Raw genomic sequence first — 21,690 nt, 5'->3', positions numbered from 1 at the left:
TTTCCCTATACAAACCGAGACATGACTTTGTACAACAGCACATCCAGTGGCATGTAGAACACGTGCACCAGCCCTATCATGATAGCTGCCAGCGCCAGTGCCGCCAGGATCAGGTGATTGCGCCAGCGTTTGCGTCGGGCTACGTCGGCCCGGGTATCGATATAGGGCAGTGCCACCAGCACCCGTTTGCCCAGCAGGTTTTCCAGGGCGCCAACGCCGCGCACGCGCTGATTGAGCATTTCCAGCAGCATCACCAGCGCACCGCCACCGGCCGGCGCAAGCACCAGGCCCAGCGCAGCGATTTTCTTGCGGTTAGGCTTGATCGGCTTCTCAGGCAACAGAGGAGGCTCCAGCAGCACAAAGCGTTCAGCCTTGTTTTCCTGCTCGAGGCTTTCGGTAATCTTTGCGCCCATTTCCTTGGCACGAATCTCTTCGTATTTCTTGCGCGCGTTGTCGTGGTCACGCATCAAGGTCACCAGGCCACGCTCGACTTGCGGCGCCTCTAGGATCTCGGCTTCATAGCCTTCCATTTTCCGGGTCAGCTCACGCTTTTGCTCTGCCAGCGAAGCAATACGCACCTGCGCGGCACTCATCTTGGCGCGGACACGGGCCGCGTCGAGGCTGACCGTGGACGCTGCCGCAGCGCGACCACCACTGGCTTCGAGCGCCTGGATCTTGCGCTTGACCGCCACGACATCCGGGTGGGCGTCCTTGTAGCGGGTCAGCAGCTGCGCGTATTCGGCTTTCAGGCTTGGCAGGTCTTCGGGCAGGTCGGCACGCGTTGGCCGGGTGCCTTCGGCAACCTTGGTGGCAAGGCCGGCATTGGCCGCAGACAGCTCCAGTTCCAGGTAGCGCAGCTCTTCCTGGGCAGCCTTGTAATCACGGTCGACCTCACGGAATTCCAGCTCCGCCCGCGACAGCATGTTCATGCGCAGGGTCTGGTGCTCGGGCAAGGCATTGGCATGGGCCTGCTTGAAATCGGCCAGCTGGTTTTCCAGGCTGGCCAGCTCGGCACCCAGCTTATTGGCTTCCTGCGTGAGGAATTCGGTGGTTTCGTTGGCCCGCTCGGTGCGCTGCTTGAGGTTTTCGTTGAGGAACAGCGTCACCAGTTCATCGGCGACTTCCTTGGCTACTTGTGGCTGTTTGTGCTCGAACGACACATTGAACGCCACGGTCGCTTCACCACGACCGCGCACGAAGGTGGTAAGGGTTTCGACCACGATCGCGTTGCGCATCTGGTCGATCCTGTCGCTTTCGCTGAAGCGCTTGTCAGCGAAGAGGTCGTACTTGCCGATGATGCGCAGCAGGTTGTCGCGGGTCATCACCCGTTGGCGAATCACCTCGATGCGCTCATCGGCAAAGCTGGTGTTGTTGGTCGACACCAGCTCAGGCGAAATCTGCTGCGACTCCACCAGAATGGTGCCGGTCGACTGGTAGATCGGCGGCACCATCAACGCGACGGCCACGGTCGCGGCTAGAATGACTGCGGCACTCACCCCTAACACCAGGGCCCTGTCCTTGATAATGGCGATGTAATCTCTGAGGGAGAGCTCGTAGTCAGACTTCATAGGGCCACCTGCCTGCAGTTCAGATGTCGGGGTACCTGTACGTCAACGTCAAACCAACGATCGTAGCGGTCGCATCCGGTACATGGTCCTGCTGCCGTTCCTTGTACATCAGCGACAGGCGCAGGTCCCAGTAAGGCGAAAACTGGCGGCTGGCCCATACGCTGTAAGTCTGCAGCGTGTTGGGCGACTGCCCTTTGCTGTCTTGCCACGCGGCGTCGGCGCCGACCCGGGACAACTCGGTCAGCGCATAGCTCCACACACCACGCACCTGGTCCAGTTCGGCGAAGCCGCCTTCGGCACTTGCCACCGTGCTGCGCTCGGCGGTGAGGCTGGCGTCGGCACGCGGGCCGGTATACAGCAACGCAACCCCACCCTCCCCGCGCCGGCCGCCGTCGTCACCTGACACTTGGTTGACGCCAACATGGGCATCGGCGCTCAAGCCTTCGGCAAGCTGGTATTTAATGCCGACTGCCGGGCTGTAGCTGTTGGAAGCGGTCGCGGTAAGGTCCTCTTCGGGCTCATAGCGCCGGGCACCGAAACGGGTATACAGGTCAGCCCGCTCACTCCAGGCGTAAGTCCAGGTAAAGACGTTCGCCAGTTCGTCGTAGCCCGTCAGCGTGCTGATGTCGTAACGGGCACGGCTGTAGGTGGTTTCGTTGCTCAAGGTACTGCGCTCGGTCACCGCCTGGCTCCAGTTGCCAGTCAAGGTGTAAAGCTTCTGCGTACCGTCGGTGGTAATCACCCCGGTATCCAGTACTGTCCCCGACAACGTCGAGCTTTCGTTGTAGCGCCCCACCAGGCCGAACCGCCCCCGCTCGGTGGTGCGCTGCCAACCCAGGCTGATATCAGGGTCTTCACGGTCATCGACGATATCCGTATCGGACGAGCGCAGCACATGCATGCCAAGCCCCAACCTCAATTCGTCACGGTCGAAAGTACCAATCAGGGTGTAATCCGGCGCGATGATCGTGCGCGTTATGCCCTTTTCCCCCGAGGTCAACAGCAATGGGTTGCTGTCGTATTCGACGGATGTCGGTACCACCACCGTAGACTGCCAATTTGCCGCCAGTACCGCGTCCGTGAACGGCAAGACCAAGATTGCCGTTGCAATGCGAGTTGTTCTAAGAAGAGGCATTAAATGTTCTTATTAAAGGCAAGATCAAGGAACGACCAGCGTATCGCCAGCCTGAAGTTGGATGTTGGTGGACATGTCCCGGCCAGACACCAGGTCCTTATATCGCACGGGCAGGATCTTTTGGGAAGCACCGGTGCCGCGGACCACCTTGATTTCGCTTTCATCTGCAAACTTGTCCAGGCCACCCGACATGCTCAGCGCCTGCAATACCGCCGTAGGGCCTGCCATTTGCACGGGCCCGGGTTTGATCACTTTACCCTGTACATAGACCATGTTGCCGGCAATGCTTTTGACGACAACGCTGACGTTAGGGTCGGGGAGGTATTTTTCGAGTTTGGCAGCGACCTGCTTTTCGACTGCCGTCACGTCCAGCCCGGCGACATCGATGCGCCCGGCCAGGGGGAAGGTGATACTGCCATCGGGAAGTACGGTGGCTTCTTGACGCAGGCTGTCTTCCTGCCACACCGATACCATCACCACATCGCCGGGGCTGAGCAGGTAGGCAGCACTGCTCTGGTCGGCGTTACCGGCGCCAGACCACACCGTCAGCATGCAGAAAGCGGCAAACATTGAACGCACCATGAGGGTCCCTCCGGCCAAATGGCCCGACAAAGAGCACTGAATGAGAACAACACACCAACTCTCGCTCCGCTTCACGGCGCACTGCTGCCGCGATGGCCTCGACCTTCCTGGAGGCCCTTGCCTTGACGCTGCAGACGTGGCTGCAACGCCTTGTAAATGTTGGTCCTACGGGCTACTGGGAATATAGCAACGGTTGGAGAATTCACAAGCCATGCCTGTGGCTTCGCGGCAAGGAGCAGTCACTTCAGGTACAAGGCAGCCGGTTCAGATCTTTCTGCGGTTGGCAACGGCAACAAAACCGACCACAGCAAAGGCAAAGAACCAGCCAGCAGTTGAAACAGGAATGATACTGTTCTGATTTATATACGAATCTGCCGCGCCGGCAGCACCACTTAGCATCACCAGCAAGAACATCGATTTGATTATCAGAGTCGTGCGCATACTCCCCTCCTAAAAACAGGAAAATCAATGAGTTATTAGAGCGGTGCTGCGGGTGTTGTTACATGTTTGATTTGAGCTTATGGGCACAATGACACTACGTCAATGATTCGACACCATAATAAAATTCAATGGGCGATGGGCGCATTCGTCAAAAAAACGGCATGCAGATTATGCAAGGGAGGGATGATGCGATGAACATGTCGTTTCACAGCTGATAACACGTGGGGGCATGATTGCCCCCTGCGCTTTCATTCGTCTGCGTGGTGAACCACAACCAGTAACTGCGCCGGTGTCACACCTACCGAGCGCAGCCGGTGCGGCGTCTGGGCGTTGAAATGCAGGGCGTCGCCCTGCTCCAGCAACACCCGCTCACTCATGAAATCCACTTCCACCTGGCCTGCGTGAACAAACAGGAACTCTTCGCCCTGGTGTTCCTTGAACGTAGGGTCGCTGAACTCGGACGGCGGCTGAATCAGAAACGGCAGCAGGCTGCGCTGGCCAACCTGACTGGTGAGGGCCGCGTACCCCGGCCCTTGCCCATCGCCAACCAGGGCCTGGCGCTCGGTACGGCGCACCAGGCTGTAGCGGCTCTGCCCGGCCTGTTCTTCGGCGAACAGCTCTTCGACATTGACGTTCAGTGCCCTCGCCAGTTTCAGCGCCGCAGCGATCGAGGGCGTGTTGAGGCCGCGCTCGACCTTGGACAGGTAGCTTTTGGTCATGCCAGTCTTTTCGGCCAGCATTTCCAGGGTCATCCCCAGTTTCTTACGCAGCAGTTTCAATCGGATAGACATGTGACGCGGGTTTCCCAGGCTGAGGCAGCCATGATACGCGTCTGAAAGCTGACGCCAAGCCTCCAGGGACTTTGAATCAAGGCATCACCGGCGGCACGTACTGCAGCGTTGTACCCAGCGCCCACAGCAACACCAGCACCAACGGCACATGCACCAGCAATTGCACGAACGAGAAACCGATCAGGTCGCGCGCCTTGAGCCCCAGCACGCCCAGCAGCGGCAGCATGTAGAACGGGTTGATCAGGTTCGGCAAGGCTTCGGCCGCGTTGTAGATCTGCACCGCCCACCCCAGGTGGTACTGCAGGTCGTTGGCCACCAGCATCACGTAAGGGGCCTCGATGATCCACTTGCCGCCGCCTGAAGGGATGAAGAAGCCCAGCACCGCCGAATACACGCCCATCAGCACGGCATACGTGTCATGGGTGGCAATCTGGGTGAAGAACAGTGAAATATGGTGGGCCAGCGTCTGTTCATCGACGCCCTTCACCTGGGTGAGGATGGCAGCGATCGAACCATACAGCGGGAACTGGATCAGCACACCGGTGGTGGTCGGTACCGCACGCGCCACCGCGTCAAGGAAGCTGCGTGGGCGCCAGTGCAGCAAAGCACCGAGCATGATGAACAACAGGTTGTAGGTGTTGAGCCCCGAGATGGCGGTAATCGCAGGTTTTGTCGCAAACTCCTGATACAGCCAGCCAGCAGCCAAGGCCACCAACAGCAGGACCAGGATCGGGCTGTGTTCCAGCCACTCCCCCGGGCGCGTGCGTTGCGGCGCGGGTGGCGCTGTGAAGCTGGGGTCGACACCGCAGTCTTCTGCGCTACGTGCGCTGTTCGGGCCCGGAGCGGTGGCGTAGGCGATCACCAGCGAGACCACCACCAGCGCCGCCAACATCACGCCGGACTGCCAGAGAAAGATGGTTTCGGTAAAGGGGATCACCCCGGTTATCGACAGGATTGAAGGTGGCAGGCTGGCCGGGTTTGCCTGCAGCTGCGCCGCCGAGGATGACAGGCCCAACGCCCACACCGCACCCAGCCCCAGGTAAGCGGCCGCACCCGCAGCGCGGTAGTCCATCTTCAGGTCGGTGCGCCTTGCCAGGGCGCGCACCAACAAACCTCCAAACACCAGCGACAGCCCCCAGTTGAGCAAGGAGGCCAGCATCGAGATCAGTGCTACCCAGCACACTGCCGAGCGCCCATTGCCGGGGATGCGCGCCAGGCGATCGATCAGCCTCGCGGCGGGCGGCGAGCTGGCCACCACATAACCGCCGATGACCACGAAGGCCATCTGCATGGTGAACGGTATCAGGCTCCAGAAGCCGTCGCCAAACGCCTTGGCGGTGTCGGTCGGTTTGGCGCCCATGGCCAGTGCGCCGATACACACCAGCAGCACCGCCAGCGCGGCAAACACCCAGGAGTCGGGGAACCAGCGTTCAGCCCAGTTGGAGCAGCGCAAGGCAAAGCGCGCGGAGCGGCTGTCTTGAATTTCAGCGGCCACGGTTGAATTCCTTTTATTGGTTTTATGGGATGAAGCGGTATTGCCAGGCAACGCAAAAAACCTGTGGGAACGGGTTTACCCGCGAATGCGGCGGTCAATGTACCGACGCACTCGCGGGTAAACCCGCTCCAACAGGGTGGGATCACGTCATGCCTTAGAAGGTCATTTCCTTCACATCATCCGGCACGATCAGTTTGCCGGCGGTTTTCTCGATGATTTCCTCGACGCTTACCCCAGGCGCGGTCTCGCGCAGAATGAAGGCGCCGTCTTCGATTTCCAGGTAGGCCAGGTCGGTCAGCACCTTGCGGATGCAGCCCGCACCGGTCAGCGGCAGGCTGCACTGTGGCAGCAACTTGGACTCGCCGTCCTTGGAGGCGTGGGTCATGGTAACGATGATGTTGTCGGCGCCGGCCACCAGGTCCATGGCCCCGCCCATGCCCTTGACCAGCTTGCCCGGAATCATCCACGAGGCGATATTGCCCTGCACGTCCACCTCGAAAGCCCCCAGGACGGTCAGGTCGACGTGGCCGCCACGGATCATGGCGAACGATTGTGCCGAATCGAAAATCGAGGCACCGCGGCGGGCGGTGACAGTTTGCTTGCCGGCGTTGATCATGTCGGCATCGAGGGTACTTTCAGTGGGGAATTCGCCCATGCCGAGCAAGCCGTTTTCCGATTGCAGCATCACATCCATGTCGGCGGGTACATAGTTGGCCACCAAGGTGGGAATGCCGATGCCCAGATTGACGTAGTAACCGTCCTTCAGTTCACGGGCAACGCGTTGCGCCATCTGTTCGCGGGTCAGTGCCATGGTCAGGATCTCTTTATTGTTCGGGTGGATGGCGCTCAGGCCTTGACGGTGCGCTTTTCGATACGCTTTTCGAAGGTGCCGACGATGACACGGTCCACGTAGATGCCCGGGGTGTGGATTTCGCTTGGCAGCAGCACGCCAGGCTCGACGATTTCTTCCACTTCGACCACGGTGATCTTGCCGGCGGTGGCCGCCAGCGGGTTGAAGTTTTGCGCAGTGTTGCGGTACACCACGTTGCCGTAGTAGTCGGCCTTCCAGCCCTTGACGATAGCGAAGTCACCGGTGATGGATTCTTCCAGAATGTACTTGCGGCCCTTGAATTCGCGGACTTCCTTGCCGTCGGCAACCGGGGTGCCATAGCCGGTTGCGGTGTAGAACGCCGGAATGCCGGCACCACCTGCGCGCATTTTTTCGGCGAGGGTGCCCTGCGGGGTCAGCTCCACTTCCAGCTCGCCACTGAGCAACTGGCGTTCGAACTCGGCGTTTTCGCCCACGTAGGAAGCGATCATCTTGCGAATTTGCCGGTCTTCCAGGAGCACGCCCAGACCAAAACCGTCCACGCCGCAGTTGTTGGAAACCACGGTCAGGCCCTTGACGCCACGCCGCTTGATTTCGCTGATAAGGTTTTCCGGGATGCCGCACAGGCCGAAACCACCGGCCAGTACCGTCATGTTGTCGGTCAGGCCTTCGAGGGCCTGTTCATAGGTTGCAACGCGCTTGTCCAGTCCGGCCATGCTGATCCGCCTTTTGTAGTTGTTTAACCGACGAGGCTGTCGGTGAGCGTGTGCAGACATCTTCACCGCAAGCGACTGATTTGTTAATTTTGTTTTCGTCATCGATTGATAATTTTTACAAAACAAACGATAGGCCCGACATGAACGTCAAACAACTGCGCGCCTTTGTCGCCGTGGCCAAGTACCAGAGCTTTGCCCAGGCCGGTGAACACCTGCACGTTTCGCAACCGGCACTGAGCCTGACCATCAAGGCGCTGGAAGAAAACCTCGGCGGCGCCCTGCTCAGCCGCACCACGCGCAGCGTCAGCCTGACTGCCGAGGGCGAAGTGCTGCTGCCACTGGCACGCCGCCTGCTGGCCGACTGGGACGACACCGAAGAGATGCTGCGCCAGCGCTTTACCCTGCAATTGGGGCGTGTGTCGGTGGCGGCCATGCCGGCTTTTGCCGGCAACCTGTTGCCCCACGCGCTCAAGGTGTTTCGCCAGCGCTACCCCAAGGTCAACGTCACGGTGCACGACGTGATCAACGAACAGGTACAGGAACTGGTACGCCATCGCCGCGTCGAACTGGGCATCGGCTTCGAGCCGGATAACATCGATGGGCTGGACTTCCACCCGTTGTACATGGACCGCTTCGTTGCCGTAGTGGCCGCCGACTCGCCCTTGGCGCTGCTGCCCCAGGTCAGCTGGGCACAGCTGATGGCCGAAGATTTCGTGGCCCTGCAACGACCTTCGGCGGTGCGCCTGTTGATGGAGCAGAATGTGGCGGCCCGCCACGGCAAGCTGGCAGTCGCGTTCGAAAGCCACCAGCTGACGACCATCGGCCGCATGGTGGCCAGCGGCCTGGGGGTCAGTGCCGTGCCGGCGCTGTGCATCAACCAGATGCAGGAGCTGGGTGCCCGCTGCGTCACCTTGGTCGAGCCCACTGTCGAGCGGCGCATCGGCGTGATTGCCCTCAGCGAGCACAAGCTTTCCACCGCAGCGCAAGCACTGCTTGAGGTGCTTCTTTCCAATACCCGGATCCCGGAGGTGACATGCGTTACGTAAATCTGGCAGGCACGAGTGTTCCAGCCATCGGCCAAGGCACCTGGTACATGGGCGAAGACCCAGGTCGCAAGGCTGCCGAAGTCGCGGCGCTGCAACAGGGCATCGAGCTGGGCCTGAACCTGATCGACACCGCCGAGATGTATGCCGAAGGGGGGGCAGAAGAGGTCGTTGGCCAAGCCATTGCCGGGCGCCGCGACCAGGTATTTCTGGTCAGCAAGGTCTACCCGCACAATGCCAGCCTGCGCGGCATGGCGGCTGCCTGCGAACGCAGCCTCACGCGCCTGGGCACTGATTGCATCGACTTGTACCTGCTGCACTGGCGTGGTCAGCACCCGCTGGAGGAAACCGTCGAAGGCTTCGAGCGCTTGCGCGAGCAAGGCAAGATCAAGCGTTGGGGCGTATCCAACTTTGACGTCGACGACCTGCGCGAACTGCACAACCCTGATTGTGCCACCAACCAGGTGTTGTACAACCCGGCCCAACGCGGCATCGAATTCGACTTGCTACCGTGGTGCGAAAAACGTGGCTTGCCGACCATGGCCTACTGCCCGCTGGCGCAGGCCGGGCGCTTGTTGCAGCACCCGGTACTGGCGGAAATCGCCGAGCGCCATGGCGCCACACCGGCCCAGGTCAGCCTGGCCTGGGTGACCCGCGATGACGGCGTGATCGCCATCCCCAAGGCGGTGGCGCCCGAGCACGTGCGGCTCAATGCGGCGGCGGGAGCGCTGACCTTGACCGGTGAAGACCTGCGGGCGATCGACCGGGCATTCCCTGCACCGACGCGCAAGCAGCGGTTGGCGATGGTGTAGGCGAGCACAAGCTGGACCAGTAGACGACCTCTGTGGGCGCGGGCATGTCCGCGAACACCGGCAAGGCCGGTGCCTTGCAACGCGGTGGCTGCTTCGCGGGCTCGCCCGCTCCCACAGACCGCGCAAGTACCGAGCGTTGAGCAACTGCGCCACCACCGCCCGCCGCTGCCGTTCGCCAAGCGCAATCTGGACCAGGACGCGACCTTTGGGAGCAACTGTCTTGCTCAATTTCTAAAAGCTGGCGCGATCCCTGTGGGAGCGGGCATGCCCGCGAACACCGGCAAGGCCGGTGCCCTGCAATGCGGTGGCTACTTCGCGGGCTCGCCCGCTCCCACAGGGAACCGCGCAAGTTCCGAGCGTTGGGGTCAGTGGAAATCCCGGCTGCGTACATCCAGCCCTTGCAGCAGCGGACTCACATCCTCCAACCGCCGCGCAATCAGGTGCCGCACCCCATTCTCCTGCTCCAACCGCCCACTGACCTTGAGCAACTGCGAACCCACCAGCGCCCGCCGCTGCCGTTCGGCCAGTGCACGCCACACCACCACGTTGACCATGCCATGCTCGTCTTCCAGAGTAACGAAGGTCACTCCGCTGGCGGTTTGAGGCCGTTGCCGGCCCACTACCAGCCCGGCCACGGCAATGTTGTCGCCATGCTCCACACCCTGCAATTCACTGGAGCTGCGACACCCCAGTGCCCTCAGGCGAGAACGCAACAGCGCCAGTGGATGTGGGCCAAGCGTAGTGCCGAGGGTTTGATAATCGGCCATCAGGTCCTCGCCCACGGTTGGCACGGGCAATTGCACCGGTTCTTCAGGCAAGGCCTGCACATCGGCGAACAACGGCAGTTGCGGCTGCACCGCCGCCACCTGCCAGCGCGCCTGATGCCGATCGCTGGCCAAGGCGCGCAGCGCCCCGCCATCAGCCAGGCGGGCACGGGCCCGTGCGTCCAGGCCGGCGCGCAAACACAGGTCTTCGACGTTGCGCCACGGCCGCTGCGCCCTTGCCTGCTGCACGCGCCTGGCATCGGCTTCGGCCAGGCCACGCACCAGTCGCAGGCCCATGCGAATGGCCAGGGTGCCTTGAGCATCAGGCTCCAGTGTGCAGTCCCAGTCGCTGTGGCAGACATCAACCGGCCTTACCTCGATACCTTGGCGGCGAGCCTCTTGCAGCAACTGATCGGGGCTGTAGAAGCCCATCGGCCAACTGTTGACCAACGCACAGGTGAAAATCGCCGGCTCATGGCACTTCAGCCAACTGCTGGCATAGCACAGCAAGGCAAAGCTGGCCGCATGCGACTCAGGGAAGCCATAGCTGCCAAACCCCTTGATCTGCTCGAAGATGCGCTCGGCAAACGCCAGCGTGTAACCATTGCGCAGCATGCCCTGCACCAGCCGTTCGCGGTGCGGTTCCAGTCCGCCGTGGCGCTTCCAGGCTGCCATGCTGCGGCGCAACTGGTCGGCCTCGCCCGGGGTATAGTCGGCCGCGACCATCGCCAGTTCCATCACCTGCTCCTGGAACAGCGGCACGCCCAAGGTACGTTCGAACACTTCCTTCAGTTGCGGCGACGGATACGTCACCGGTTCCTGCTTCAGGCGCCGGCGCAGGTACGGGTGCACCATGTCGCCCTGAATCGGCCCGGGGCGGACAATGGCTACCTCGATGACCAGGTCGTAAAACTTTTGGGGTCGCAGCCGCGGCAACATGGCCATCTGCGCGCGTGACTCGATCTGGAACACACCCATGGTCTCGGCACGGCTGATCATGGCGTAGGTGGCCGGGTCTTCGCTGGGGATGGTCGCCAGGGTCAGGTGCCGGCCACGGTGGTGCTGCAGCAGGTCGAAGCAGCGACGCAAGGCGCTGAGCATGCCCAACGCCAGCACGTCGACCTTGAGCAGGCCGACCATGTCCAGGTCGTCCTTGTCCCACTGGATCACCGTGCGCTCCGGCATCGCGGCATTCTCCACCGGCACCAGCTGGTCGAGCGGTTGCTGGGAGATGACAAAACCGCCCGGGTGCTGTGACAGGTGCCGGGGGAAGCCGATCAGTTCGCCGGCCAGCACCAACACCCGCCGCAGCGAAGGGCTGCCCGCTTCGAAACCGGCCTCGGCCAGGCGCTGGTCATCAGGTATGCGATCGCTCCAGCGGCCACAACATTTGGCCAGGGCATCCACCTGGTCGGCGGGTAGCCCCAGCACCCGCGCCACATCCCGCACCGCACCGGCGGCATGGTAGGTGTTGACTACCGCAGTGAGCGCCGCCCGGTGCCGGCCATAGCGACGGAACACATACTGGATCACCTCCTCGCGCCGGTCGTGTTCGAAGTCCACGTCGATGTCCGGCGGCTCGTTGCGCTCGCGCGACAGGAAGCGCTCGAACAGCAGGTGGTGTTTCATGGGGTCAAGCTCGGTGATGCCTAGCACGAAGCACACCACCGAGTTGGCTGCCGACCCCCGGCCCTGGCATAGAATGCGCTGGCTGCGGGCGAAGGCGACAATGTCGTGCACCGTCAGGAAGTAGCTTTCGTAGCCCAGCTCTTCGATCAGCCCCAGTTCCTTGGCAAGCACATCCCGCACCTTGCCACTCGGCCCGCTTGGCCAGCGCAGCGGCATGCCTTGCTCGCACAATTCGCGCAGCCAGCTTGCCGGGGTATGCCCCTCGGGCACCAGTTCGCGTGGGTACTGGTAGTTCAGTTCGCTCAGGTCAAACTGGCAGCGCCGGGCAATGACCAGGGTCTCGGCCAGCAGGTCGAGCGGATACAGCTCGGCCAGTTGCGCCTGGCTGCGCAGGTGCCGTTCGCCATTGGCAAACAGAAAGCGCCCGGCCTCGCTCACCTGGCAATGCTGGCGGATGGCAGTCATGCAGTCCTGCAAGGCACGGCGGCCACGTACGTGCATGTGCACGTCGCCACAGGCCACGGTGCGAATGCCTACATCAGCCGCCAGTGCCCGCAGCCGTTGCAGGCGCACGGCATCGTCACTGCCCCGATGCAGGTGCACGGCCAGCCACAGGCGCTCAGCGAACACACTGCGCAGCCACGCGCCGGTAGCGGTATCGCCACTGTCAGCGGCCACCCACAAGGCCAGCAGGCCTTGATGGTGCAGCAGCAAGTCATCACGAAACAGCTGGTACGCACCCTTCTCTGCCCGCCGCCGGGCACGGGTGATCAGGGCGCACAGGTTCTGGTAGCCGGTCAGGTTCTCGACCAGCAGCACCAGCTTGGGCCCGTCGCACAATTGCACCTCGCTGCCAACGATCAGCCGCAACTGGTGCACCTTGGCTGCCTGCCAGGCGCGCACGATACCGGCCAGCGTGCATTCGTCAGTGATCGCCAAGGCCTGGTAGCCCTGCTCGCGCGCACGCCGGAACAGCTCGTCGGCGCTCGATGCACCGCGCTGGAAGCTGAAGTTGGAAAGGCAATGCAGCTCGGCATAACCCGGGGTGTTCATGCGAACCAACCCTGCAGCCAAAGCGGGCCGGCCTGGCTCAGGTCGCGGTAGGCCCAGCCGCGCAAGCCGTCACGGGTTTCGATGCGGTAGTAGTCGCGACGCACATCGCCGCCATCCCACCAACCTGATTCGATGCGTTCGGCATAGCCCTGCACCTGGTAGGCGGCGTCATCCAGCGCGATCGGTGCCGATAACAGCCACCCCGGGCGGCTGCCCGGTGCAACCGGCATGTTGCCTTGGGCACCCTGCTCCGCCAACTGCCAGGCGCATTCGGGGCGGTGATCGGCGGCTGCGCCAAGCCCCTTGACGGCCTCATCCCCCAGGCGGGCGCGCAACCGCTCGCGCAATTGCGCCCAGGGTTGCGCCTGTTGCGCCCGCGGGTCGAACAACGCCTGATGCTGTGGCACAAAGGGTGGCAAGTCTTCGGCAACCAGCCGCAGGTTGCGCACCGGTGCGGGTATGCGCAGCGGCTCAAGGCGCCCACGGGCTAGCTCGAACAGCATCGCAGCATCGCGTTCGGCCGCCAGCAGGCCCACCTTGAGCAGGGTATCCGGCCCCTCGGCGTGCTCCAGATGCAGACAGAAGCGCTGCACGCCACAGTCTCGCCCGGCCAGAAATGCAGCAAGGTCGTTGAGCATGCGCCGCAGCGGGAACAACAGCGCCTGGTGCGATTCGACGTCGAAGTTGAGTTCCAGCCGGGTTTCGAAACGGTCGGGTGGCTGGTAGAAGTCCAGCCCCAGGTTGCGCAGGCCGAGCAACTGGTCGAGGTGCAGCTGCACCTGGGCCGCAAAGCGCCTGGCCAAGGTATCGCGCGGCAAGGCCAAAACCTGGCCCAGCTGGCGCAAGCCCATGCGGGCAAACGCTTCGGCCGCCTCTGCCGGCAGGCCGACGCGCGTGATGGGCATGCCAAGCAGCGCCGCTCGGGTGGCGTCGACATCGCCCACGACCAGGCCATCGTGGCCATTGGCGAGCATGCGAGCAGCCACCGGGTTGCTGGCCAGGACAATGCGTTGACGCAGGCCCAGTTCTGCCAGTTCCTGACGCAGACGCGCCTCGAACAAAGGCCAGGGCCCGAACAGTTGCAGGCTGGAGCCCACTTCCAGCAGCAGCGCCCGAGGGTAATGCAGGCTGACCTGGGCACTGAAGCGGTAGGCCCAGGCCGCCAGCAGCTGTTGCACCTGATCGATGCGTTTGGGGTCAGCTTGGACGCAGGTGAAGCCATCAGCCAGGGCACGCGCTGCGGTCAGGGTTTGCCCGGCGCGCAGGCCCAGTGCAGCGGCCGCCGGGTTGACTGCCTGCAACACGCGACGCTGGGTCGGCCCGCCAATCAGCACCAAGGGTGTGTCAGGGTCGTCACGCTCACGCAGGACGGTGTCCAGCGCAAGCTGCGGGAGCAGGATGCAGGCCCAGAGCATGGTGCATCAGCCCCGCCCCGGGCAGGGAATAGGCAGCGCTGGAGGCATGCCACCCCGGCTTTTCAGCACGCGCCATTGCGCCGGGCGTGTGTCGACTGCAATGCGCAGCGCTGCGGGTGAAGGGTTGTGCGACGCCTGCTGCGGCCTGCAGGCGAACGCCAGTGCCTGCCCGGTTTCGGCCGCTACCTGCAAGCGCCGCAGGGCGCGGTCATCGGCACGTTCCGGCCAGCACAGCACCGCCGCGCAACTGCCCGAGCGCAGGCACTGTTCGGCAGCCCACAGGGCATCGGCAGGCTCGGCATCCACCTGTACCAGCCAGCGCAGGTCCACCCCCGCTGCCTGCCAGGCCGGTGCAAAAGGGATGAAGGGTGGAGCCACCAGCACCACTCTGCTGGCTTCTGCACTCAGCCGGGCCAGGGTTGGCCACAGCAACTGCAATTCGCCACAGCCGGGGTTGGCCAGCAACAGCTCGCTCAGTGCTGCCGCTGGCCAGCCACCTTCCGGCAAACGTTCGTCGAGGGCCGCATGGCCGGTGGGCTGCAGCCCGAGTGGCCGCGCCTGGGCCTGCCGGCCGCGCCATACCCGGCGCTGTTCCAGCAGCCTGTCGAGGTCGACCACGGCGCCCATCAGTCGCGCCTCAGCAAGCCGCAGAACACGCCTTCGATGAAAAAGTCCTGTTCGGGCTGCACATCGATCGGCGCATAGGCCGGGTTGCGTGGCAACAGCCGGTAAGTGCCGCCTTGGCGTTGCAGGCGCTTGATGGTCACTTCGCCGTCCAGGCGCGCAACCACGATTTGCCCGTCGCGGGCGTCGGCCTGTTGCAGGATGCCGACCAGGTCACCGTCAAAGATGCCGTCGTCGATCATCGAGTCGCCCCGCACCTTCAGCAGGTAGTCGGGGGTACGGCGGAACAGGCTGGGGTCGAGCAGCAACTGCTCGTGGATGTCCAGGTCCGGGCCGATGGGGGCACCCGCCGCCACCTGGCCCAGCACGGGTATTTCGAGGATTTCCGGCCGGCGCAGCGGTTCGGCCAGGCGTATGCCCCGGGCCTGGTTTGGCGTGACATCGATGTAACCGGCCTGGCACAGGGCGGTGATGTGCTTGCGCGCAACGCTGCGCGAGGCAAAACCGAAGCGCGTGGCGATATCGGCCAGGCTCGGCGGCTGACCATGCTCGGCAATGCGCTCACGGATAAATTCGAAAATGGCGCGGCGTTTGGGGGTAAGAGTGTCCATGGAGCACATTTGTACTCTTTTCGGAGCACGCTGAACAGCCCCCTTCGTCGTCAGCTTTGGTTATGATCCCCTGGCTTGTGTTTTTTCATCTGGATATCCCATGCTGACCGCCCTGCTGTTCGACCTTGACGGTACCCTCACCGACACTGACACCCTGCACCTGCAGGCCTTTCGCCAACTGCTGCGCGAACACGACGGCCGCGAGCTGAGCCAGGCGCAGTTCGACGCCCAGGTCAGCGGCCGCGCCAACGGCGAGCTGTTCGCCGAGCTGTTCAGTGGCGCCAGCGTCGAACAGTGCCAGGCGTTGGCCGACCGCAAGGAAGCGCTGTTCCGCGCGATGTCGCCGTCGCTTGAGCCGATGCCAGGCCTGTTGCGCCTGCTGGAGCATGCCCAGGCCCATGACATCGGCATGTGCGTGGTGACCAACGCACCGCGGCTGAACGCCGAGCACATGCTGAACGCCATGGGCCTGGGCCAGCACTTTGAACATGTGCTGGTGGCCGAAGAACTGGCACGGCCCAAACCGGACCCGCTGCCCTACCTCACCGGCCTGCAGCGGCTGGGTGCCGACGCCGGGCAAGCGCTGGCCTTCGAGGACTCATTGCCGGGGACGGCCGCGGCCAGTGGCGCGGGGATCTTTACCGTGGGCGTGGCCACGACGCAGACCCCGGAGCGGTTGCTGGCGGCGGGCGCCAGGCTGGTTGTCGACGATTTCAATGATGCGGCGTTGTGGGCGTTGATCGAGCGTATGGCTTCAGACAGGGGCTGTGTTCCCGAAGGCTAGGGAGTGGGAGCCGAACTTGCTGGCGCTGCAGCCGGGGTGCCGGATGTACAGCCTGGAACGCTAAGCCGTGACGCCGCATTTCGCCCCTGCAGCCATACCGCCAAAGCCGCCAACCCTGCGGGTAGCAACAACGAAGCGAATACCTGGGCAAAGCTCCAGCCCAGTGCCAGCATCTGTGCCCCGGCAAAGGCACTGAGAATCGCACCCAGGCGCCCGATGCCGCTCATCCAGCTGGCGCCGGTCGCCCGTGCTTCAGTCGGGTAAAAAGCCGCCGCCAGCGCATTCATGCCAACACTTGCCCCATTAAGGCCAAAGCCCACAGCGCTCGCAACCGCACACAACCAGGCGTGACCAATTGCAAAAATCACCGCACCACTGAACAGGAAGGTCAGTACCAGCACGCGCTGCGCCGGGTAGCGATCCATGGCCCAACCCACCGTAATCGCCCCCAACGGGCCGCCAATCTGGAAGCAGGCCGTGACGATGGCCGCTTCGGCCACCGAGAACCCGCCCCCCTCCTTCACCAGCGTCGGCAACCAGCCGCTGAACAGATAGACCAGGAACAGCGCCAGCACGTACCCGCCCCAGAGCATGCAGGTACCAAAGCGATACCGCGCAGAGAGGATGGTGCCGATTGCACCGCCTGCGGCCTGGGCTTTACCGGGCAAGACAAAGGTCGTGTCGGCGTTGACATGCTCAGGTGCCAGGCGACGGACAATGGCCAGAATGCGCTTGCGGTCCGCCCCTTTGCTGACCAGGAACGTCACCGACTCCGGCAGGCGCCAATACAGCAACGGCAGGACCATTAGCGGCAACACCCCACCCAATGCCAAGACACTGCGCCAGCCCAGGTTCGGAATCATCCAGGCGCTGACGAAACCACCTGCCGCCGCGCCCAGGGAGAAGCCGCAGAATGCCAGGGTAATGAGCAGCGAGCGGCTGCGTGCCGGGGCATACTCGCTGACCAGGGTGCTGGCATTGGGCATGGCTGCGCCCAGGCCCAGGCCAGTCAGAAAGCGCAACGCGACCAGGGCTTCCAGGTTGGGTGCAAAGGCCGAGGCCAGTGTCCAGAGGCCGAACAGCAGGACGCTGCACAGCAACACCGCCTTGCGCCCGTAACGGTCCGCCAAGGGGCCGGCAATCAGGGCGCCGAGTGCCAGGCCGATCAATGCGGCGCTCAGTACCGGGCCCAGACTTTGCGCATCCAGGCCCCAGTCGCTTTTCAATTGCGGGGCAATGAAGCCGATGATGGCGACGTCCAGGCCGTCCAGGGCGATGATGAGAAAGCCGAGGAACACCACCCATTTCTGGTAGCGGCCGATGGGTTGCTGGTCGATCAGTTGGCGCACGTCGAGTGTGTTGTTCATAGGTATCACCTGTTGTTGTTTTTATGACGGTGTTTGTCGCAGCCCTAGTGGAAAAGGCTGGGTAAGCGCACAGGCCTTATGATGCGTGTTTCCTGAGCCACCACCAGGTCGCGGGTGGCATGCAGGTACGCGGCAAAGTCCGGGTCGGCATCCCGCGCTGCGCTGCGCTTCTCGAAGTCATCGAGGCTGTCATAGCCCCACAAGTGCACCACCTGGTTCAACGGCCCGATGCTGCTGGTGTAAAACGCCAGGGGTGCACCGAGGTGGCGCAGCAGGATCGGCATCGCCAGCTGGTCGAACGCCTCGAGAAAGGCCGCCATGCCGCGTGGGCGAATCGTGTAGATGCGGTGGTCGACCACAGGCTTGTCCATCACGCCACCTCCTGTGCGTTGCCCGCCGCCAGCCCCTGCTCGACACCCGCCAGATGGCGCCCGGTGATGTAGGCAAAGGTCATGATCGGCCCCAGGGTGATGCCCGCCCCGGGGTAGTTGCCGCCCATGATGCTGGCGCGGTCGTTACCCACCGCATACAGGCCGTCGATGACTTGCCCGTCGGCCGCCAACACTTCACCGGTCACACGGGTGCGCAGCCCGTCGAAAGTGCCCAGATCGCCCATGATCACTTTCACGGCAAAGTACGGTCCCTCGCCAACCGGCGCTACGCACGGGTTGGGTTGTTGCTGCGGGTCGGCCAGGTAGCGATTGAAGCTGGTGCTGCCGCGGCCGAACTGACGGTCTTCACCGTGGACAGCGCCAAGGTTGTACTCGCGCACAGTCTGCTCCAGCCCTTGCGCATCGATACCGGCCTTGCCGGCCAACTCCGCCAGGGTCTGGCCCTTGAGCAGGTAACCGTTGCGCAGCAATGGCCCCAGCGGCATCGGCGCAGGCTTGGCAAAGCCCAGCCCGTATTTGGCCAGTGTGCGGCGGTCGCACACCAGCCACATGGCGGTTTCTGCCTGGTCGGAACACGCCTCGATCAGCGCTGCGCCTACGTCGTGGTAGGCATTCGACTCGTTGGTGAATCGCTGCCCCGAACGCAGCACGCCGATCACACCCGGCTTGTAGCGGTCGAGCAAATGCGGAAAGGCAATATGCCGCCCACCACCCACCGGCACCTTCGACACCGGCATCCAGGCTGCAGGTGCCTGCAGGCAGATATCGACCTTTGCTCCCAGCGCCTCGGCCATGCGCGCACCATCGCCGGTGTTGCCCGCTGGCACCGGTGAAAAATGCTCGCCGCCACGCCGTACATGCGGGTAGGCCTGGCGCAGCCGTTGCAGGTCATGGGAGAAACCGCCACAGGCCAGCACCACCCCGCGCCGGGCCTCGATGCGCTGCTCGCTGCCGGCCTGCCCGGTCACCGCCCCCACTACCCGCGCCCCTTCGCGCAGCAACTGCCGCGCCGGGGTGCCTGTGAGAATCGGAATGCCCAGGTCCAGTGCCGAGCGTACCAGCCTTGCCGCCAGGGCATTGCCACTGGTGACCTGGGTGCCGCGTCGGTACAAGGCCAGCTCCTTCAAATGGGTCAGCAGGCGTTTGGCCACGTAGGCGAACGAGGTCAACGAACGGGTGACATTGAAGAAGTGCTTGAGGTCGGCATTCGACGAATTGAACATCATGCCGATGAAGGTGATGGTCTTCAGCGGCGGGCGCAGCCGCGCCATGTCGGGCCCCAGACCACGGATGTCGTAAGGTGCGGCCAGTATCGAGCGGCCCACATCGACGCCGCCTTCCACCTGCGGGTGATAATCTGGGTACAGCGTGGGCACGAACTTGACTGCCGTCTCGCGCTCGAAAAACTCAACCATCTGCGGCGCGTAGCGCAAGAATGCCTCCACCCCGGCCGCATCGAAGCAGGCACCGGTTTCGTTGCGCAGGTAGGTCATGGCCGCTGCTTGGCTGTCATTGCCCCCGTGCCGGGTGCCCGGCACCCACAATACGCCGCCGGAAAACGCCGTGGTGCCGCCGAAGCACTCCTCCTTTTCGATGACGATCACATCCAGGCCAAGCTTTTTCGCCGTGATGGCTGTCGCCAGGCCGCCAGCACCCGCACCGATGACCAGTACATCGCAGCTACGCGTATTCATTGGCCTGCCCCCTCGAAGCCAGGGCGCGGGATCAATGCCATGGGCATGCTTTCCAGTCCGCCATCCACGGTCAGCTCGGCGCCGTTGATATAGTCGGCGCGGCGGCTGGCCAGAAACAGCACGGCTTCGGCGATGTCTTGCGGTTCACCGATGCGCTGGTTGGCGGTCATGGCGCTACGCCGGCGCTCCACCTGTGGGTCGGCATAGAACGCAGCCGACAATGGCGTGCGGATCAAACCCGGGCATACGGCGTTGCTGCGCACACCGCGCGGCCCCCATTCCACGGCGATCTGCCGCGACAACATGCTGACGCCTGCCTTCGCCGCGCTGTAGGCACCACTGTTGGGTTGCGGGTAATGTGCTGCAATCGAGGCCACATGCACGATACGGCCCTGGCCGCAGTCCAGCATGGAACGGCCAAAGGCCTGGGCACACAAGAGGTAGCCACTGAGGTTGACCGCCAGCACCTGGTTCCATTGTTCCAGGCTTAGCGTGTCCAGCGCACCGGGGCGCAGCACGCTCGCATTGTTGACCAGTACATCGCAGCGCCCATGCAGCGCCTGTACCTGGGCCGCAGCCTGCTCCACGCTGGCCGGGTCGGCAATGTCGCAGGCCAGGGCACTGACTTCGCCTGCACTGTGTTCCCCCAGGGTGGCCGCCAGTTCGCGGCATTTGTCCAAATCGCGGTCAAGCAGCACCACGTGGGCCTGCTGCTCCACCAAGGCTGCGGCCAACGCTGCGCCAATGCCGCCGGCCGCGCCGGTCACCACGCATACGGCCGACTCCAGGCCTAGCCACTGAGAAAGGATCTTGTTGTTGTGCATGCTGTTCTCCAGAGCGTTGCTTGTTCTGGGCAACAGGCTATGGCCGGCAGGCCCACCGGCAGAATGGACAAAACCTGCAACCAGCCCCACATTCCCGTCAATTTGCCCACTGCGCCCTGAAGCCTGCGTGCAGCTATGGCACAGTAGCGGGCAGTGAACAGAACAATTACAACACCATGAACAAGATCCCCAATTACGCCCTGTACGGTGAAACCGCGCAGCCGGTGTGGCACGAAGCCTTGCATGTGGAGCAGATATCCCAGCGCTCTGGCGCGCACAACTGGGAGATTGCCGCACACCGTCACGAAGGCTTGTTGCAACTGTTGTACCTGCAAAGCGGTGGCGGCGAGGTGCTGTTCGACAGTGACCGGTTTCAGGTTCATGCGCCCTGCGTGGTGTACGTCCCGGCGCAGGTGGTGCATGGATTTCATTGGGCCAGCCAGGTAGAAGGCCAGGTAATCACGGCTGCGCAGCACCCGCTGGATAGCATCGCTCAGGTGCTGGCACCCAACGTGCGGGTGCAACTGCGCAAACCACAGGTGATTGCCCTGCCCCACTGGGCCGCCGATGAAGACCCGTTGTTGCCCCTGTTTCGGGCCCTGCGCGAGGAATACCACAACCGCGCCCGCGAACATGTGGCCAGCAGCATGGCGCTATTGCTGGCACTGATGATCCATGTCCTGCGCCATGAGCCGTACATACCCGCGGGTGAGCAGCGCCCAGTATCAAGACGCAGCCAGCAACTGACTGCTTTTCGCGAGCTGGTAGACATGCACTACCGCGCGCACTGGCCACTGGCGGAATACGCCGCCGAGTTGGGCATGACCCTGGTGACGTTGGGGCGGTTGTGCCAGGAACACCTGGGCATGACGCCGATGAATGTGATCAATGCCCGACTGGTGCTGGAGGCCAAGCGCATGCTCGGCCATTCGAGCCTGAGCGTGAAAGAGATCGCCCATGAGCTGGGGTTTGCCGATGTGGGGTATTTCAGCCGGTTCTTTCGCAAGCAGGCGGGGGTGAGCCCTAGCGGATTTCGGGAGGGCCAGTAACGCCCGCAGGTTCTGTGGGCGGTACTGGCAATGCACGCGTCTGTGGCTTACCCGCGAAGAAACCCGTGCAGG

Annotated in this window: 20 protein-coding genes; 4 read left to right on the top strand and 16 right to left on the bottom strand. The window is 63.2% G+C overall.

Annotation, left to right across the window (positions count from 1 at the left end; all coding sequences use genetic code 11):
* Window positions 1-5: 5 nt before the first annotated feature.
* The 8 genes from QYE47_RS04050 to QYE47_RS04015 form a co-directional block, all read right to left on the bottom strand.
* Complete coding sequence (locus tag QYE47_RS04050) at window positions 6-1,568, bottom strand: Wzz/FepE/Etk N-terminal domain-containing protein (protein WP_014591042.1); 1,563 nt, start codon at window positions 1,566-1,568, stop codon at window positions 6-8.
* A gap of 19 nt (window positions 1,569-1,587) precedes the next feature.
* A complete protein-coding gene (locus QYE47_RS04045) occupies window positions 1,588-2,703 on the bottom strand; it encodes a hypothetical protein (RefSeq protein WP_019438668.1) in 1,116 nt (371 codons plus the stop codon).
* A gap of 24 nt (window positions 2,704-2,727) precedes the next feature.
* A complete protein-coding gene (locus QYE47_RS04040) occupies window positions 2,728-3,285 on the bottom strand; it encodes a polysaccharide biosynthesis/export family protein (RefSeq protein ID WP_014591044.1) in 558 nt (185 codons plus the stop codon).
* Between the two features lie 264 nt (window positions 3,286-3,549).
* The gene (eppA, locus tag QYE47_RS04035) at window positions 3,550-3,726 is read right to left on the bottom strand and encodes an EPS-associated small membrane protein EppA (protein WP_014591045.1); all 177 of its coding nucleotides are present in this window, start codon (window positions 3,724-3,726) and stop codon (window positions 3,550-3,552) included.
* Between the two features lie 248 nt (window positions 3,727-3,974).
* Entirely contained in the window at window positions 3,975-4,517 is a 543-nt protein-coding gene (locus QYE47_RS04030) for a helix-turn-helix domain-containing protein (protein ID WP_014591046.1), read from the bottom strand.
* 76 nt (window positions 4,518-4,593) lie between these two features.
* The gene (locus QYE47_RS04025; protein ID WP_070383913.1) at window positions 4,594-6,012 is read right to left on the bottom strand and encodes a short-chain fatty acid transporter; all 1,419 of its coding nucleotides are present in this window, start codon (window positions 6,010-6,012) and stop codon (window positions 4,594-4,596) included.
* A 154-nt stretch (window positions 6,013-6,166) separates the two neighbouring features.
* Entirely contained in the window at window positions 6,167-6,823 is a 657-nt protein-coding gene (locus QYE47_RS04020; RefSeq protein WP_004576290.1) for a CoA transferase subunit B, read from the bottom strand.
* 35 nt (window positions 6,824-6,858) lie between these two features.
* Window positions 6,859-7,557 carry a CoA transferase subunit A gene (locus tag QYE47_RS04015; protein WP_014591047.1) on the bottom strand — a complete coding sequence of 233 codons (699 nt, stop codon included), beginning with the start codon at window positions 7,555-7,557 and terminating at the stop codon, window positions 6,859-6,861.
* A 140-nt stretch (window positions 7,558-7,697) separates the two neighbouring features.
* Between QYE47_RS04015 and QYE47_RS04010 the strand changes: the two genes are divergently transcribed.
* Both QYE47_RS04010 and QYE47_RS04005 read left to right on the top strand, forming a co-directional pair.
* Entirely contained in the window at window positions 7,698-8,603 is a 906-nt protein-coding gene (locus tag QYE47_RS04010) for a LysR family transcriptional regulator (RefSeq protein ID WP_004374224.1), read from the top strand.
* Complete coding sequence (locus tag QYE47_RS04005; protein WP_070383912.1) at window positions 8,591-9,412, top strand: aldo/keto reductase; 822 nt, start codon at window positions 8,591-8,593, stop codon at window positions 9,410-9,412. Before QYE47_RS04010 ends, QYE47_RS04005 begins: the two co-directional genes overlap by 13 nt.
* Window positions 9,413-9,777: 365 nt before the next feature.
* On the opposite strand, the gene QYE47_RS04000 is transcribed toward QYE47_RS04005, so the two are convergent.
* From QYE47_RS04000 to lexA, 4 genes are read right to left on the bottom strand one after another with little or no spacing between them, the layout of a single operon-like run.
* Window positions 9,778-12,858: an error-prone DNA polymerase gene (locus QYE47_RS04000; RefSeq protein WP_070383911.1), complete on the bottom strand. Its 3,081-nt coding sequence runs from the start codon at window positions 12,856-12,858 to the stop codon at window positions 9,778-9,780.
* Window positions 12,855-14,273, bottom strand: coding sequence for a DNA polymerase Y family protein (locus QYE47_RS03995; RefSeq protein WP_019438453.1), 1,419 nt, complete (start codon window positions 14,271-14,273; stop codon window positions 12,855-12,857). Before QYE47_RS03995 ends, QYE47_RS04000 begins: the two co-directional genes overlap by 4 nt.
* A gap of 6 nt (window positions 14,274-14,279) precedes the next feature.
* On the bottom strand, window positions 14,280-14,900 hold the full coding sequence (gene imuA / locus QYE47_RS03990; protein ID WP_004374214.1) for a translesion DNA synthesis-associated protein ImuA: 621 nt from the start codon (window positions 14,898-14,900) through the stop codon (window positions 14,280-14,282).
* The gene (gene lexA / locus QYE47_RS03985; RefSeq protein ID WP_012052394.1) at window positions 14,900-15,517 is read right to left on the bottom strand and encodes a transcriptional repressor LexA; all 618 of its coding nucleotides are present in this window, start codon (window positions 15,515-15,517) and stop codon (window positions 14,900-14,902) included. Before lexA ends, imuA begins: the two co-directional genes overlap by 1 nt.
* A 91-nt stretch (window positions 15,518-15,608) precedes the next feature.
* Between lexA and QYE47_RS03980 the strand changes: the two genes are divergently transcribed.
* Entirely contained in the window at window positions 15,609-16,292 is a 684-nt protein-coding gene (locus QYE47_RS03980; RefSeq protein WP_070383910.1) for an HAD family phosphatase, read from the top strand.
* On the opposite strand, the gene QYE47_RS03975 is transcribed toward QYE47_RS03980, so the two are convergent.
* The 4 genes from QYE47_RS03975 to QYE47_RS03960 are packed head-to-tail and all read right to left on the bottom strand — an operon-like array spanning window position 16,289 to window position 20,569.
* On the bottom strand, window positions 16,289-17,659 hold the full coding sequence (locus QYE47_RS03975; protein ID WP_070383909.1) for an MFS transporter: 1,371 nt from the start codon (window positions 17,657-17,659) through the stop codon (window positions 16,289-16,291). The genes QYE47_RS03980 and QYE47_RS03975 overlap by 4 nt on opposite strands.
* Window positions 17,660-17,703: 44 nt before the next feature.
* Window positions 17,704-18,030 carry an NIPSNAP family protein gene (locus tag QYE47_RS03970; protein WP_004374204.1) on the bottom strand — a complete coding sequence of 109 codons (327 nt, stop codon included), beginning with the start codon at window positions 18,028-18,030 and terminating at the stop codon, window positions 17,704-17,706.
* Entirely contained in the window at window positions 18,030-19,745 is a 1,716-nt protein-coding gene (locus tag QYE47_RS03965) for an FAD-dependent oxidoreductase (protein WP_019438454.1), read from the bottom strand. Before QYE47_RS03965 ends, QYE47_RS03970 begins: the two co-directional genes overlap by 1 nt.
* Complete coding sequence (locus QYE47_RS03960; protein ID WP_004374198.1) at window positions 19,742-20,569, bottom strand: SDR family NAD(P)-dependent oxidoreductase; 828 nt, start codon at window positions 20,567-20,569, stop codon at window positions 19,742-19,744. The genes QYE47_RS03965 and QYE47_RS03960 overlap by 4 nt, the downstream gene beginning before the upstream one ends.
* A gap of 176 nt (window positions 20,570-20,745) precedes the next feature.
* On the opposite strand from QYE47_RS03960, the gene QYE47_RS03955 reads away from it, so the two are divergent.
* A complete protein-coding gene (locus QYE47_RS03955; RefSeq protein WP_014591056.1) occupies window positions 20,746-21,618 on the top strand; it encodes a helix-turn-helix domain-containing protein in 873 nt (290 codons plus the stop codon).
* Window positions 21,619-21,690 lie beyond the last annotated feature (72 nt).

This window comes from Pseudomonas sp. 2,4-D, from assembly GCF_030418155.1.
Taxonomy (GTDB): Bacteria; Pseudomonadota; Gammaproteobacteria; order Pseudomonadales; family Pseudomonadaceae; genus Aquipseudomonas; species Aquipseudomonas alloputida.
The sequence above is the reverse complement of the archived record's forward strand: the minus strand, read 5'-3'. Positions and strand labels throughout refer to the sequence as shown.